The following is a 13,000-nucleotide window of genomic DNA, read 5'->3' on the forward strand; positions in this document are numbered from 1 at the left end:
ATCCGCGGCCGCGCGTAAACGCGTGGGTGCGAACTGATGGCAGCCCAAGATCTCGAACGCCTCGTAGTTCAGTTATCGGCTGACCTGACAAAGTACGAGCGCGCAATGAATCGCGCGCAAGGCATTACCAACAAGCAACTTGGCGCCATCCAGAAAAAGGCCAACGCTGTCAGCACAGGCATCGGCGCGTCGTTTGCCAGGACCGGCACGCAGATCGCTGCAGCCTTGCTCACCGGCAAGGTTGCGGGTAGCCTAGCGTCTCTTTCCGAAGCCGGCACCCGCATTGACAACAGTCTCAAGGTCGCGGGCCTGTCCGGCGTCGAGCTCGAGAAAGTCTACGACTCGTTGGCCAAGTCTGCCGTGGCCAACGGCGCGCCGATCGAGACGCTTGCCGCACTCTACGGCAAGGCGGCACAGGCTCAGAAAGAGCTTGGCGTCACCAGCGAAGAACTGCTCGGCTTCACCAACAATGTGGCCCTGGCGCTTCGCGTGGCTGGCACCGACGCACAGACGGCCAGCGGCGCACTGCTGCAACTCGGCCAGGCGCTTGGCGCAGGCAAGGTTCAGGCCGAAGAATACAATTCCATCCTTGAGGGCGCACCAACCATTGCGCAGGCCGTAGCCGCCGGTCTCAAGGAAGCGGGCGGGTCCGTTTCGGCACTGAAGAAGCTTGTCATCGAAGGCAAGATTTCGTCGGAAGCGTTCTTCCGTGCGTTTGAGGCCGGTGCTCCTATGCTGGAGCAGAAGGCGGCAGGCGCGACTTTCACGCTCCAGCAGTCGATGACGAATTTGCAGACCGCGCTCATAAGCAGCGTCAAAGAGTTCAACGCATCGACCGGCGCCAGCGAGAGCCTGGCGAACGGCATCAACACGCTTGCCAAAATCCTCGATCGCTTCGATGTTTCCGGCTTCATCGCCGAAATTAGGAAGGCGCGCGGGGAATTAGCTAATTTCCTAAATGAGCTTGGAAACTCCAGCGTCTTTAAGAAGCTTGCCGAATCCGTAGGCGCGACCAAAGATGGGCTTGTCGTCAACATCGACAAGAAGGAAGCCGACGCGAAGGTCACGGCACTGGAAGCCGAGGTCAAGATGCTGCAGGAGCGGATTGCGCTCAACACCAGCCTTGGCTTCGACAACACTGAGGCGCTCGAGCGCATCGGACAGGTTCGAAACGAACTCGCCGCACTGCGCGCGGCAGCTGCCAACATGCCAGAAACTGTCGGCGGCTACAAAGTCGGACCGAACGGTTTTACCGCAGTGCCAGCACCAGCCGACGCCACGACCAACGGCAACATGGGCGGCCCTTCCACACGCGGCGGCGGTCGTCGTCCGGTTGCGGTCAATCCCGTGTCTACCGCGGACTTCAAAGCTCCCGTTGGCTCTGGCTCCGGATCAAAAGGCGGAGGCAAGTCCAAACAATCCGAGTACGCGCGCGAGGTCGAGCAGATCCGCGAACGCACCGCGGCGCTCCAGGCTGAGACCAACGCTCAAAAGTCCGTCTGCGGAACGATTTTCATCATGTCGGAGGCTGCCCAATGACAGCGTTTATTCTTTGCCCGTACGCGGACCGCGTCGAGATCTTGAGCGACGGGGCTGCCTACTCGCCCGATGGCGTCTTCCTTGGTTCGCACTGCAAGGTCGTGGCGTCCGACGTTGTGCCGTTGGCTGTCGTGGGCAGCGGCACGATTTCCGAAACATCGTTGCTGGCCGACATGATCCTGACGACGGCGGACGCGACAGGTTCGGTTGACGATGCGCTGGCCCTCCTTGCCGTCTCACTTGATGCAGTCCGCGAGAAGGCCATGGGAGACCTTGGCATGCGAATGGCAATCGGCGCCATTTCGGAAACCCGCGGGCCTGTCTGTTTTGTGTTTAGCACGTTTGCCGACCCCGCTAGTGGCGTGCCTGCCTTCACGCTTCAGGAAATGCCACGGTGCTTTGCGCAGGGTGCCGCGCCTACAGGCGCCGACCTGGCAGAATACGGGCCTATTTCGATCGGCGACGGGCTAGAGAAAGACGCGGTCTTCATGCTCGACTGCATGCGCCGGCAGAAAATGACTAATCCGTCAGATCCGGACCGCGAGCCATTCTATAGCGTTGGCGGGCATATCGACCTGACAGTCGTCAGAGCCGACGGATACGAGCAGCGCACGCTGCATACCTGGCCGGACGTTGTCGGTGAGAAAATCGACCCGTTTAGCGCTGACGATTTGACGTTCAGCGACGGCACCGGCGCCGACTATCACAGTTAGCACCATTCAAATCACAAAGGAGACGCACGATGACTGGACTCGAAATCATCCCCATCATGATTTCCTCGCTGGCGACCAATGCACTGGCGGCGAATATTCTGTATCTTGGGACGTATGCCGCAATGTACGGAAATTGCCGTGGCGGAGTTTACTTCGGGGCGGAACGGCTATGAGCGCAATGAATGCTGCAATACTCCAGGACCGTGTAATTCTCGTCTCGGACTCTGCGTATTGCATGAGAAGCCTGTTTGTTGGCCGCGGCGAAAAGTTTGTCGCCATGCCTCATCTGAACGCCGTGATCGGATTTCGTGGGCATGCCGGAACGCTTGACCGGCTTCGACGGATTCTGCCGAACTTCCCAACGCTTGACGAATTGTTGAAAAATGGTCCTCGCACCATCCGCAAGTCGCTCAGATGGAAGACGTTGCTTCCGTATTACGGGGAGTTCGAAATAGTCCTGGCCGGCGTTGATTTTGAAGGTGTGCCGTTCGTCAACTATCTCAGTAGTCGACGGAAACCAAAATTCGAATGGGTCAACGTCGAATATTCGATATTTGCGCCTCAGCCGGAATTGAAGGTACTTGCCGAAGTCACAGCAAAGTGCGGAACCGATGTTGATGGCGCAATGGTTGAGATGCTTCAGCACCAGCGGCAAGTTCATTTCGGTATTGGCGGGCACGCAACCATTACGACCGTCACTTCGGAAGGAATATCGGTGCGCGAACTCTGCCGATGGCCCGACGAGCGTTGGCAATTGATCAAAAGAGAAAGCCTACCGAGTCGGACAAGCAAGCGCTCCAAACAAAAGATCTCAAGCATTGGCGACTATCGATCTTAGCAGCTGGCTGCCTAGTGAAAACCCCCGCCTTCCGCTGGAAGACGAGGCCTTGCTTGGGGGTCAATTCGCCGGCCAGGGCTGGGGTAGGGCTGGATCAGCCGGCACGATCAGCATGCCATGGCAAAGCGCTTTGGTCATCCCCGGATATTGAAGGGTCAATCCGCTGCTGTCGAAAGCAGAACCAGCCGATCCTCTGGCAAGGGTCGTTGCAGCGCCTTTGCCTCGTCCCATGGCGCCGTCATCCACATCTCGATTTCCTCCGGCTCGGTTAGCAGTACCGGCATGGCTTTCGGATGGATCGGAGCCACGACCGCATTCGGTTCGGTCGTCAGGAAGGCGTAAAGATCGGCCTTTATGATCCCTTCCTTGACCTTGCGCACGCTCTCCCACTGCGGCACCCAGATTCCGGCGAAGCACATTAGCGGCTGATCCTCGTTGCGGGCGAACCAGGCATTCGGCGTCCGGCCACCCTCAACTTTGCTGGCAGGATCCGGTTCGGCAAAGCTGGTGACGGGAACGAGGCAGCGGTGCTCAGGTCCAAGCCAGCGAGTCCAGTGCTTGCTCGCGGTGTTACGCACATTGGTCGTGCCGCCGTCCGGTTCCATCTTCAAGAGCTCGTCGAAGTCCACTTCCTTGCCCTTGGCGCGCAGCTTTTCGGCGCGCTTTGAGGCGGCCTGGAAGAGCGCTTGGCGGGACGATGGCAGGCCCCAACGCACGCTCACCAGTTCGCGTCCGGCCGGCGTGTTGCGGACGATCGGTGCCATGCGATCGGGGTAGACGTCCAAGGATGGCTCGAGGTTTCCGAGGCTGTCGACCATGGCGCGGGTAAAAGCCCGGATAGCTTCCTGATTTGTCGTGACGTTGTAGAGATTGCACATAGGGCTCCTCCTCGCTTGAGTTTTGTATCACGCCAGACCGGCCTTTTCACCCATGGCATCTCAACCGGCCCGAGTACGAGTGGCAACGGCCCAGACGGAACATACACAGACCGTTTGCAATCGCGATACGTTCCCTCTATGTTCTCCACATGAGAAGGAAACGGCCAGCCAAACTTTCGGAAGTCGAACACGCGCGCCTGCTCAATGACGCGCGCGTGTTCTGCCGACATCTGAACGAGTTGTCTTCGCGGGTGTCACCGTCGGCCGCGGATTACTGGATCCTGCACGAGCTTAATGTCGCCGTGCTCTCCACTATTGAAAAGCTGACTGGTCGGCCGGCACCGTGGATCCTACCGGCGCTCGGCTCTAGCTCGCCGGATTGCAAGGGTGGTGCTTAGGGCGCTGCCGCGACTAAGACATTGGCGCGGACTTGTCCCTGGCCTTCGCTTTTTCGGCCTCAATGTCCCTCAGTACTTCATCTTGGAACGAGATCTGCGGAGGCGTTGCCGGATTCTTCGGATCGATCGGCTGAAGAACGAACTGTGCGGGGTTTGGGTAGTGGTCCTTGGCGGCACCCGTCGCGGCGTCCACCCCCATGCCGATGACCCCACCCAACAGTATGTTCCCGGCAAAACCGGTAGCACCGGCTCCGCTCACCTTCGTGCCTATCTGGATGACTCCTCGCTCATATCCGGGCCGTTCAGCGTAAGCGGTCAGGCTGGTTTTCCGGTCAACGGTTATCGTGCACGGTGACACGCACGAATGTCCGAGAGAGGTGGTGATCTTCGCGTCGGCTGGTCTTGCACTAAGGTAAACCGGCTCGGTCGTTCCCCGTGTGATGCTGCCACAGCTGCTCAACAACGCGCATGCAACTGCAGAAAGTATCAATCTTTTCATTTTACGTCCCCCCGGTAGCAATGTGATGGGTGCAAACACGGCGAGTCAATCGGCGCGCGCCGTTATGTGAATGAAACAACTCCGGTTTTACTGCCCTTTTTGGGGACGTGGTTGGTGTGGTGACGGATGTCAGCCGGTTGTCGCGCTCAGGGCGCCAAATTCCACCACTTGCGTATCCGGACAACCTCCAGGCGGCCTTCATCCGTCAGCTCGTATCTGTCGCCTGGAGCATGTTTCAACGCACCGACCGTGACGAGGTGCTGAATGACCGCCGGCCCCGCACCTGGAATCATTCCGGGTGTGTCGCAGTCTGGCCGTTCGGCCATGAACAACAGAACGCGTTCGTGCTTCGCGTCGAGACCCATTCGCGGCTGATACTTCGCGCGGCGCTTTTCCTTCTTCTCGCGCCATTCACTTAGCGAGTCGCTTGGTCGGTCAACGACTTGCCGTTTTTCACGCTCCCACTTCTCAAATTCGTCAACTGGATTGTTGTCATTTCCGGCCAGCCCGCTGATCTCGTCAAGCTTTGCGTCGATCGCCTTCTTGTCCCACTTGCGCGTTCCGGGGATGGCTGGCGGCATGATGTGCGTGCGGACCCATCCGCTAAACGCCGTCGGCGTGATGTTGCAATAAGCAGCCGCCTCTTTGCGGCCAATCAGGCGCGGGCCGTTGTCGGTCATGTTCGGACCATCCATCCCTTCTTCTTGGCCAAGCTCTCAAGCCGGCGGCGCTCGCGGCGCTCTGTCGTCCAATACTCTGGATCGCGATTGTTGTGATCCAATGGCTCTTGGCCCTTCCACCGCTCAATCGCGGCCTTCGTCGCCTCGCGAAGTTCTCTGTTTTTTTCGTTGGCCTCTTCCCAACGCTTTCGACCAAGTCCTTTTTTCTTTCGCGTTAGCGCCTGCAGCCTCTCATACAGTTGGTAGTCAGACAGGGACGGCTTCACCGGCGGCGGCTTTGGGGACTTCGCCGGCTCGCGCATGACCTGCCACAACTCTAAAATGTCAGCTTCCGAAAAAAGGTAGTCTCTCCCTCGGCGAGAGCAGAGGCCGTACTCCCTGCCCAGCTTGATAACCCCGCGGGACGTCAAGCGAAGCCGCTCTGCAGCTTCCTCGGCGGTGTAAATCGTGTCGAGTGGATCCACCTTGACCTCCACCAAGAGATGAGAATTGCCGCCGGCACGAATGCCAGAAACTGTTTTTCCTCTGTGTGGTGGTTGGCGGGTGGTGAAGCCGCCAATGAGAAGCTAGCGCTCGGTGGTGGGCGGCGTCAATACGATGGCCGACAAATGCTGTATATCCATGTCCCTGACCGCGTCCGTGACTTCGGCAAGCGGCTGCCCGAACCAGGCCTTGGCGGCATCGACGTGAGGGCCATACGGTGGCGGATATGAGCCGAGCCCGGCAATCCATTTTCGAAGGATGTCTCGATCGACCTTGCCATCGCGGTATTGGTCACGCATGCGGCTCACTGCGGCGAGCAGATCAACGGTCTGCTTCATGTCAACCGCCGCTGCCGAAGCTAGCGTCGGGATTCAAATACTCCTTGTACTGGATGGTCTCATCATCGCTTCTTGGCTCCTTCGGAGAGGCTGTTAGGCGAACGCCAGGGCCACCACCGGCAGAGTTTGCATGGTCGTCGATGAAGGTGATACCGGCAGTTTCGAGACATTTCTGCAGCGTGTCTATTGTCGACTGTTTGGCGTCGCTGCCATTCTCGATGCGGGAAATCGTATTCGCTGTAATTCCCGACATTTCCGCTAAATCCCTGACTCCTATGCCAAGTGCGGCCCTAGCCATCTTCAGCTGAATCGCCTTCATTTTTGTACCCTGTACAAATACGCGTTGACATTAACCATAAACGGCCTATCGTTGTGACACTGTACAAACGCAGGTGTACAAACACAACAAGGAGCTTCCGAAATGGTTAACAACAGCAATACCCATCATGTCGCAACTCAGCTGGCGCGCCAGTTCCATCGTGCCGCACTTGCCCACGACGCGGCCGAGGCTGCGGGCGACGAGAACGCGGAGCGGATCCATTCCGCACGTATCGACGCACTCCGAGAGGAAGTCTCGTTCCATCCGGCTGGCTCGCCTGAAGGCGCCCTATATTTCGCGCAGCTTCTTCGCGGCGACATTGACCAGATGGGCGACGACGAATCCGTGTTCGAAACGGAACGGCGCCTTGGTCGGATGGAGCGGCTGGCCGTGTCGTTGGTGCAGTATCTTGAACGCGCGTCCGGAATCGACCGCACCGACTACCGCCTTGACTGGTACGGCGGGCACGAATGTGACGCGCAGGCTTTCGGCAGTGTGTCGCCGGTTTTCGCCGCATGAAGGCAAAAGCCATCCGCGATGTTAACGTCATCGCCACTGCGTGCGGCGCTGACGGCTGGACGCTGGTTAGGGAGTGTCGCCACCTGTTGATCGAATTCCGCTTCGGCGGCTGTGCTGTCCGCCAGGTTATGGCAAATTCGGCTTCCGATCAGCGAGCTCGAGCGAATGTCGAGGCTGAGTTAAGGAAGGCGTTGCGCAGCGCAATGGAGTCAAACAGCAACCTCCAAACGGCGCTGGTACGTGGTCCGCTCCGTACCGCCGCCTCACCAACTCAGAGACTGTAGCGGTGGCGCGCTACGCAACATCCGCTGGAATTTTGAGCCCACAAGCCTCCATGGTCAATCGTGTAAGCTCATTGTGATCAGTGGTGCCTTGTTGATAGAGGCCCAAGATGATCTCGGCAAAGGTCGCCCGCTGGCGCTCTCCGCACACCACATGTTCTTCGATAGCATCGAGGGCCTTTTGGCAAATCGCCAAATCATCCGGAGTGTAGTGAATAGATTGTGGATTAAAGGAACGTGCAACGCTCATGGCAACCTCCTCTCGCAAGTTCGCGTCTAAGAGTGGGCGCATTCAGTCCTTGCACTTTTTAGTCAAAATACGAAGCTGTCAATATTTAGATCGGCTTACACCGCGCTACGTTCATGAAATTCGGCTTCGGTCGAATCGTCCTGCCGGCCACCCTCCGGTCGCACCCCTTTGCCGCAGCGCCGGCAGGACAGTACTACAATCAGTACAACATCCCCTACCCTCGCCTTATTCTACAGGCTAATCCGTCCAGTCAATCATCGGGGCGACCGCGAAGATCTTCGTCCCCGGGCTGTAGAGCGGTGCTATCGTCATGCGGGGTCAGATAGCCTTGGTAGAGGCTGTCCGCAAGGGTGTCGGGTTCTCGGCACCGGTTGTTTGAATGGTGGAGAAGGGATGGTCTTGCCGAAGCGGGCACCGAGGGCTCCGTTCGTCGTGAGCGAAAGATCCTCCACCCCCGCGAAAATCCGAGCCTCTCCATCCTGCGACGAACATTGCCGCTTTGCCAGCCTTTGTCGTAAACAGGGGGGTACTTTGCCTGGAGGAGGTGCAGCATGGAGACGTTCACCGGCGGTTGCCTGTGCGGCAATGTCCGCCTTGTCGCAACGGGGCGACCCTACCGGGTCGGCATCTGTCACTGCCTCGACTGTCGCAAGCATCACGGCGCGCTTTTCCACGCCTCGGCGATCTTTTCCGAGGATGCCGTGACGATCGAGGGCGAGACGCGCGACTATGACGGCAGGCACTTCTGCCCGCGCTGCGGCTCACCGCTCTTCGGCCGCAGCGGCGACGAAATCGAGGTGAACCTCGGATCGCTGGATGCGCCCGACCAGCTGACGCCGACCTACGAGCTCTGGACCATCCGCCGCGAATCATGGCTTCCGCCGTTTCCGCTCAAGAGGCACCATGAGCGCGATCGTGACGCGACGTCGCGCTTCGAGGAGTAGGACGGGCCGCAGTTATGGGGTCAGAGGAGCGAGCGGTGAGCGATTGGCGAACCGAGTTGCCGTTCTCCGACTGCGATCAGCCGGGCCAATCCCTCACAACAACCCGAGTTCGGCCAGTTCGCGTTTCAAATCCTCCGGCATGTCCTCGAGATTGGCGCCGGAAGCCCCAAGGTCTCTCGGAGCGGAGTCGGGTTCGAGGTAGCGCCAGCCCTGGAACGGGCGGCGGGGGGCGGGTGCGGTTTCGATCACTTCGGGGCCGAGCACCAGTTCGCAGCGGGAAATGCCGTCGGCGCCGGTGAAGGTCTTGATGTCGATGAGCTTCTGGCGGGCGGCAACCTGCCCCTTGATCACCCAGTAGAGCGAGCCGCCGTCGAGCAGTTCGTCCATGCGCTTTGGCACCATGCGCGTCACATGGCTGGATTGCGGCTCGAGGCCGGCCGCAACCGCGGAAAGCGCGCGCTCGGCCACCCATTCGCGAAGATCGTCGAGGCTGTCGGCGCCGACGCAGAGCTTGATCATGTGCAGTGTCATGCCACCGGTGATAATCCGCTCACCACCGGCGTCAAGGGCAAAGCGGCTCTCCGATCCCCGCCGTCAGCACTCCACCACGTTGACGGCGAGGCCGCCGAGCGAGGTTTCCTTGTATTTCTCGCTCATGTCGTTGCCGGTCTGGCGCATGGTCTCGATGCAGGCGTCGAGCGGCACGAAATGCTGGCCGTCGCCCTTCAACGCCAGCGAAGCCGCGGTCACGGCCTTGACGGCGCCGAGCGCATTGCGCTCGATGCAGGGCACCTGGACGAGGCCGGCGACCGGGTCGCAGGTCATGCCGAGATGGTGCTCGAGCGCGATCTCGGCGGCGTTCTCGATCTGCTCCGGGCTGCCGCCCATCACCGCCGCCAGCCCCGCTGCCGCCATGGCGGAGGCCGAGCCCACTTCGCCCTGACAGCCGACTTCGGCGCCGGAGATCGAGGCATTGTGCTTGATGATGCCGCCGATGGCAGCCGCCGTCAGCAGATAGTCGCGGATGCCGTCCTGGTCGGCGTCGGGATGGAAATGCAGGTAGTAGCGGATGGTGGCCGGCACGACGCCGGCCGCCCCGTTGGTCGGCGCGGTGACGACGCGGCCGCCGGCGGCGTTCTCCTCGTTGACCGCCATGGCATAGACCGACAGCCAGTCATTGGCGAGCAGCGGATTCTGCCGGTTGGAGCGCCATTCCTCCTGCAGCTGGTCGTGGATCGAGCGGGCGCGGCGACGCACGTTCAGCCCCCCCGGCAGCCGTCCGTCCTGCTTGAGGCCGCGGTCGATGCAGCCGCTCATGGCGTCCCAGATGCGGTCGAGACCGGCATTCAGCGCGTCGCGGTCCATCACCGCCTCTTCGTTCGCCCGCTTCATCTGGGCGATCGTCAGGCCGGAGCGGGCCGCCATGTCGAGCATTTCCCGGGCCGAGGCGAAGGGATAGGGCACCTTGTGGCTGGAGGCCGCCTTCTTCGCCTTCTGCAGGGCGAGAAGCTCGGTGTCGGTGACGACGAAGCCGCCGCCGATCGAATAGTAGATCGTCGTCAGGAGAACGCGCCCGTCCTTGTCGAGGGCGGAGAGCCGCATGCCGTTGGCATGACCCGAGAGCGGCACCTTCTTGTCGAAGATGAGGTCTTCCTTCGGATTGAAATGATAGGCCGGATGGCCGGGCGGCGCGACCTTGTGGGTGCGCTCGACCTCCTCGACGATGGAGTCCATGCGGTCCGGGTCGATCCTGTCCGGCGCCTCGCCGGTCAGGCCTATGATCACCGCCCTGCCCGTCCCGTGGCCGATGCCGGTATAGGCGAGCGAGCCGTGTAGGCTGGCTTTGAGTGCCGCGACATGCGCACCTTGCGGGCGGGGCCAGCTATCCGAGGCGATCAGGTCGAGAAAGCGGTTGGCCGCCGTCATCGGTCCCATCGTATGGGAACTCGAGGGCCCCACCCCGATCTTGAACACATCGAAAACCGAAAGAAACATGTCGCTCCGCCTCCAGGCTGATTTGCCTCACGCTAGATCAACATGCTTAGCGGATGCGGCGGCGAACCGACATCCTTTTTCATCGGCGCGACATGTACAGTGTTCCCAAACGACAACAGCGCGGGTCGTGAAACCCGCGCCGCCTGAAACCGTCATTGATGACTTCGGATCAGATACTGCCAAAGAGATAAGCCAGGCACAAAATGCCGGCAAATCCGACCAGAGCGCGGATCGTAACGCCCCAGCAGGATTTATGGATGCTGTCTTCCATGAAGACTCCGTTTGACCGTTGTTGGCAGAAAGCCGTCCCCCGACCGCTTCTGTGCGAAACGATTTATTAAAATCCGCACGCCTTCGCAACTGCAAAAAAGGCAAAAGAAAGGCACACACCGCGCAGCAGCCATGCACCACGCGCATACGACATCGAAAATTCAATGACTTGCGCGCCAACACTCGTCCGGCGCCCCGCAGAGACTTGCCCCGTTTCAAGCCAAGATCTTTTCATTCGGTTAATTCGCTTGTGGAGAACCGGGCGAATCCGCTTAGAAAGGAGCCAGTCCATCGCGCCGGAATCGCCATGACCCTTCTCGACTATCTCGCGCTTTCGCTGTTCGGCCTCTTGTGGTTCGCCTTCGCCTGGATCACCGGCCAGGGGCGCATCTTTTCCCGCACCAGCCTGACCCAGGCCATGGCCGAACGCCGGCGGCAATGGATCATGAATTCGCTCGGGCGCGACCTGAAGATGATCGACACGCAGATCCTGTCCGGCCTGCAGAACGGTACCGCCTTCTTCGCCTCGACCTCGATCTTCGCCATCGGCGGCTGTTTCGCGCTGCTCGGGCAGACCGAACAGGTCGACGCGGTGCTGAAGGATCTGCCCTTCGTGGTCGAGGGCGGGCGCACGACCTTCGAGGTCAAGGTCTTCGTTCTGACCGCGATCTTCGGCTATTCCTTCTTCAAGTTCGGCTGGTCCTACCGCCTGTTCAACTATTGCACCATCCTGTTCGGCGCGCTGCCGATGGCCGACGAGGCACGCCGGGACCCCGAAGCCGCCGCCCGGGCCGCCGAACTGACGATCCGCATGAACATCATCGCCGCGGGACATTTCAATGCGGGCCTCAGAGCCCTGTTCATGTCGATCGGCTATCTCGGCTGGTTCGCCAGCCCCTATCTCTTCATGGCGAGCTCGCTCACCGTCTTCGTCGTCCTGCTGCGCCGACAATTCTTCTCCGAGGCACGGCTCGCGCTGATCGAAACACCTGCGCCCGTGCCATGAAATCGTCACCTTTGCGCGGTCTGGCAGGGCGCATGGCGTAACCCGCCGACGAGACGGCAAGACGGAAGGAACGCGCGTGGCCCCCGATCAACAAACGACCGCCCAGGGCCTGCCGACCTCACGGCGGATCGAGGCGCTGGACGCTGCGCGCGGCCTCGCCCTGATCGCCATGGCGACCTACCATCTGACCTGGGACTTCGAGTTCTTCGGTTATCTCGAACCCGGAACCGCCACCAGCGGTTGGCTGAAGATCTATGCCCGTGCCATCGCCTCGAGCTTTCTCTTCCTTGCCGGTTTCAGCTTGGTCCTGGCGCATTTTCCCGAGCTGAAGGCGCGATCCTTCGCCAAGCGGCTGGCCGTGATCGTCGCTGCAGCTGCCGCGATCACCGTGGCAACTGCGGTCGCCATGCCGGAAAGCATGATCTTCTTCGGCATCCTGCATGCGATCGCCGCCGGCAGTCTGGTCGGGCTCGCCTTCCTGCGCCTGCCGCCGCCCGTCACGCTCGCCGCGGCCGCGGCGGCCATCGCCCTGCCCAATTTCTACCGGTCCGAGATTTTCGACGCGCCTGCCTTGTTGTTCGTCGGCCTGTCGCAGCATTTGCCGCGCTCGAACGACTATGTGCCGCTCCTTCCCTGGGTCGGGGCGCTGCTGACCGGAATTGCTGCGGCGCGGATCGCTATCGCCAGCGGCTGGCTTTCGCGGCTCGCCGGTCTGCCGGCTGGTCCAAGCTGGCTCAGGCTGGCCGGACGCAACAGCCTCATCGTTTACCTTCTGCACCAGCCGCTGTTGATAGCTGTGGTTTTCCTGATCTCGATCATAGCGCCGCCACAAAAAAGGGATCCTATGCAATCCTATCTGGCGAGTTGTGAAAACGCTTGCCTGGCCGAAGGCTCGGACGCGGCACTGTGCCAGCGTTTCTGCGCCTGCACGCTCGACCGGCTGCAGCAGCAGTCGCTTCTTTCGCCCCTCCAGTCTGGCGCAATCTTGCCGGACCAGGATGAGCGGATACTAGAGCTTGCGCGTGAATGTTCGGCCATCAGTCAATGACA

17 protein-coding genes are annotated in these 13,000 nt (G+C 60.5%); 8 read left to right on the forward strand and 9 right to left on the reverse strand.

Translation table 11 applies throughout. The annotated features are described in order from the left end of the window. Positions 1-36 precede the first annotated feature (36 nt). The 4 genes from RHIZ70P_RS08640 to RHIZ70P_RS08650 are packed head-to-tail and all read left to right on the forward strand — an operon-like array spanning position 37 to position 3,090. The gene (locus tag RHIZ70P_RS08640) at positions 37-1,539 is read left to right on the forward strand and encodes a tape measure protein (protein ID WP_115670007.1); all 1,503 of its coding nucleotides are present in this window, start codon (positions 37-39) and stop codon (positions 1,537-1,539) included. After that, positions 1,536-2,252 (forward strand): hypothetical protein, encoded by a 717-nt coding sequence (locus tag RHIZ70P_RS08645; protein WP_115670008.1) that lies wholly within the window; start codon positions 1,536-1,538, stop codon positions 2,250-2,252. Before RHIZ70P_RS08640 ends, RHIZ70P_RS08645 begins: the two co-directional genes overlap by 4 nt. Before the next feature lie 29 nt (positions 2,253-2,281). Then, on the forward strand, positions 2,282-2,425 hold the full coding sequence (locus tag RHIZ70P_RS22965; protein ID WP_181903985.1) for a hypothetical protein: 144 nt from the start codon (positions 2,282-2,284) through the stop codon (positions 2,423-2,425). Beyond that, positions 2,422-3,090 carry a hypothetical protein gene (locus tag RHIZ70P_RS08650; protein ID WP_115670009.1) on the forward strand — a complete coding sequence of 223 codons (669 nt, stop codon included), beginning with the start codon at positions 2,422-2,424 and terminating at the stop codon, positions 3,088-3,090. Before RHIZ70P_RS22965 ends, RHIZ70P_RS08650 begins: the two co-directional genes overlap by 4 nt. Positions 3,091-3,245: 155 nt before the next feature. On the opposite strand, the gene RHIZ70P_RS08655 is transcribed toward RHIZ70P_RS08650, so the two are convergent. From RHIZ70P_RS08655 to RHIZ70P_RS08680, 6 genes are all read right to left on the reverse strand, one after another. Beyond that, entirely contained in the window at positions 3,246-3,968 is a 723-nt protein-coding gene (locus RHIZ70P_RS08655) for an SOS response-associated peptidase (RefSeq protein WP_115670010.1), read from the reverse strand. Positions 3,969-4,379: 411 nt separating this feature from the next. Beyond that, positions 4,380-4,865 carry a translation initiation factor 2 gene (locus RHIZ70P_RS08660; RefSeq protein WP_181903986.1) on the reverse strand — a complete coding sequence of 162 codons (486 nt, stop codon included), beginning with the start codon at positions 4,863-4,865 and terminating at the stop codon, positions 4,380-4,382. 146 nt (positions 4,866-5,011) lie between these two features. After that, a complete protein-coding gene (locus RHIZ70P_RS08665) occupies positions 5,012-5,545 on the reverse strand; it encodes a hypothetical protein (protein WP_115670011.1) in 534 nt (177 codons plus the stop codon). Beyond that, positions 5,542-6,009, reverse strand: a complete 468-nt coding sequence (locus RHIZ70P_RS08670; RefSeq protein ID WP_147293984.1) for a hypothetical protein — start codon at positions 6,007-6,009, stop codon at positions 5,542-5,544. The genes RHIZ70P_RS08665 and RHIZ70P_RS08670 overlap by 4 nt, the downstream gene beginning before the upstream one ends. 102 nt (positions 6,010-6,111) lie before the next feature. Continuing rightward, entirely contained in the window at positions 6,112-6,366 is a 255-nt protein-coding gene (locus RHIZ70P_RS08675) for a hypothetical protein (protein ID WP_115670013.1), read from the reverse strand. Between the two features lies 1 nt (position 6,367). Continuing rightward, on the reverse strand, positions 6,368-6,685 hold the full coding sequence (locus RHIZ70P_RS08680) for a helix-turn-helix domain-containing protein (RefSeq protein ID WP_210209735.1): 318 nt from the start codon (positions 6,683-6,685) through the stop codon (positions 6,368-6,370). Positions 6,686-6,787: 102 nt separating this feature from the next. Between RHIZ70P_RS08680 and RHIZ70P_RS08685 the strand changes: the two genes are divergently transcribed. Beyond that, positions 6,788-7,204 (forward strand): hypothetical protein, encoded by a 417-nt coding sequence (locus tag RHIZ70P_RS08685; RefSeq protein ID WP_115670014.1) that lies wholly within the window; start codon positions 6,788-6,790, stop codon positions 7,202-7,204. A 294-nt stretch (positions 7,205-7,498) separates the two neighbouring features. Here RHIZ70P_RS08685 and RHIZ70P_RS08695 read toward each other — a convergent pair whose 3' ends face one another. Then, complete coding sequence (locus RHIZ70P_RS08695) at positions 7,499-7,735, reverse strand: hypothetical protein (protein ID WP_147293985.1); 237 nt, start codon at positions 7,733-7,735, stop codon at positions 7,499-7,501. A gap of 551 nt (positions 7,736-8,286) precedes the next feature. Here RHIZ70P_RS08695 and RHIZ70P_RS08700 point away from each other — a divergent pair. Then, complete coding sequence (locus RHIZ70P_RS08700) at positions 8,287-8,679, forward strand: GFA family protein (protein ID WP_115670017.1); 393 nt, start codon at positions 8,287-8,289, stop codon at positions 8,677-8,679. Between the two features lie 93 nt (positions 8,680-8,772). Here RHIZ70P_RS08700 and RHIZ70P_RS08705 read toward each other — a convergent pair whose 3' ends face one another. Both RHIZ70P_RS08705 and RHIZ70P_RS08710 read right to left on the reverse strand, forming a co-directional pair. After that, positions 8,773-9,210 (reverse strand): DUF1489 family protein, encoded by a 438-nt coding sequence (locus RHIZ70P_RS08705; protein WP_115670018.1) that lies wholly within the window; start codon positions 9,208-9,210, stop codon positions 8,773-8,775. Positions 9,211-9,273: 63 nt separating this feature from the next. Further along, positions 9,274-10,674 carry an L-serine ammonia-lyase gene (locus tag RHIZ70P_RS08710; protein ID WP_115670019.1) on the reverse strand — a complete coding sequence of 467 codons (1,401 nt, stop codon included), beginning with the start codon at positions 10,672-10,674 and terminating at the stop codon, positions 9,274-9,276. Positions 10,675-11,251: 577 nt separating this feature from the next. Here RHIZ70P_RS08710 and RHIZ70P_RS08715 point away from each other — a divergent pair. Continuing rightward, positions 11,252-11,950, forward strand: a complete 699-nt coding sequence (locus RHIZ70P_RS08715) for a DUF599 domain-containing protein (protein ID WP_115670020.1) — start codon at positions 11,252-11,254, stop codon at positions 11,948-11,950. 76 nt (positions 11,951-12,026) lie between these two features. Next, positions 12,027-12,998 carry a DUF1624 domain-containing protein gene (locus tag RHIZ70P_RS08720; protein ID WP_235842188.1) on the forward strand — a complete coding sequence of 324 codons (972 nt, stop codon included), beginning with the start codon at positions 12,027-12,029 and terminating at the stop codon, positions 12,996-12,998. Positions 12,999-13,000: the final 2 nt, after the last annotated feature.

The sequence above is a fragment of the Paenirhizobium selenitireducens ATCC BAA-1503 genome (assembly GCF_900492185.1).
GTDB classification, from domain to species: Bacteria; Pseudomonadota; Alphaproteobacteria; order Rhizobiales; family Rhizobiaceae; genus Allorhizobium; species Allorhizobium selenitireducens_A.

Bases quoted from the DNA above. Each gene is read 5' to 3' on its own strand.
- RHIZ70P_RS08640 (WP_115670007.1), top strand. From the start codon at position 37: ATGGCAGCCCAAGATCTCGAACGCCTCGTAGTTCAGTTATCGGCTGAC.
- RHIZ70P_RS08645 (WP_115670008.1), top strand. From the start codon at position 1,536: ATGACAGCGTTTATTCTTTGCCCGTACGCGGACCGCGTCGAGATCTTG.
- RHIZ70P_RS22965 (WP_181903985.1), top strand. From the start codon at position 2,282: ATGACTGGACTCGAAATCATCCCCATCATGATTTCCTCGCTGGCGACC.
- RHIZ70P_RS08650 (WP_115670009.1), top strand. From the start codon at position 2,422: ATGAGCGCAATGAATGCTGCAATACTCCAGGACCGTGTAATTCTCGTC.
- RHIZ70P_RS08655 (WP_115670010.1), bottom strand. From the start codon at position 3,968: ATGTGCAATCTCTACAACGTCACGACAAATCAGGAAGCTATCCGGGCT.
- RHIZ70P_RS08660 (WP_181903986.1), bottom strand. From the start codon at position 4,865: ATGAAAAGATTGATACTTTCTGCAGTTGCATGCGCGTTGTTGAGCAGC.
- RHIZ70P_RS08665 (WP_115670011.1), bottom strand. From the start codon at position 5,545: ATGACCGACAACGGCCCGCGCCTGATTGGCCGCAAAGAGGCGGCTGCT.
- RHIZ70P_RS08675 (WP_115670013.1), bottom strand. From the start codon at position 6,366: ATGAAGCAGACCGTTGATCTGCTCGCCGCAGTGAGCCGCATGCGTGAC.
- RHIZ70P_RS08680 (WP_210209735.1), bottom strand. From the start codon at position 6,685: ATGAAGGCGATTCAGCTGAAGATGGCTAGGGCCGCACTTGGCATAGGA.
- RHIZ70P_RS08685 (WP_115670014.1), top strand. From the start codon at position 6,788: ATGGTTAACAACAGCAATACCCATCATGTCGCAACTCAGCTGGCGCGC.
- RHIZ70P_RS08695 (WP_147293985.1), bottom strand. From the start codon at position 7,735: ATGAGCGTTGCACGTTCCTTTAATCCACAATCTATTCACTACACTCCG.
- RHIZ70P_RS08700 (WP_115670017.1), top strand. From the start codon at position 8,287: ATGGAGACGTTCACCGGCGGTTGCCTGTGCGGCAATGTCCGCCTTGTC.
- RHIZ70P_RS08705 (WP_115670018.1), bottom strand. From the start codon at position 9,210: ATGACACTGCACATGATCAAGCTCTGCGTCGGCGCCGACAGCCTCGAC.
- RHIZ70P_RS08710 (WP_115670019.1), bottom strand. From the start codon at position 10,674: ATGTTTCTTTCGGTTTTCGATGTGTTCAAGATCGGGGTGGGGCCCTCG.
- RHIZ70P_RS08715 (WP_115670020.1), top strand. From the start codon at position 11,252: ATGACCCTTCTCGACTATCTCGCGCTTTCGCTGTTCGGCCTCTTGTGG.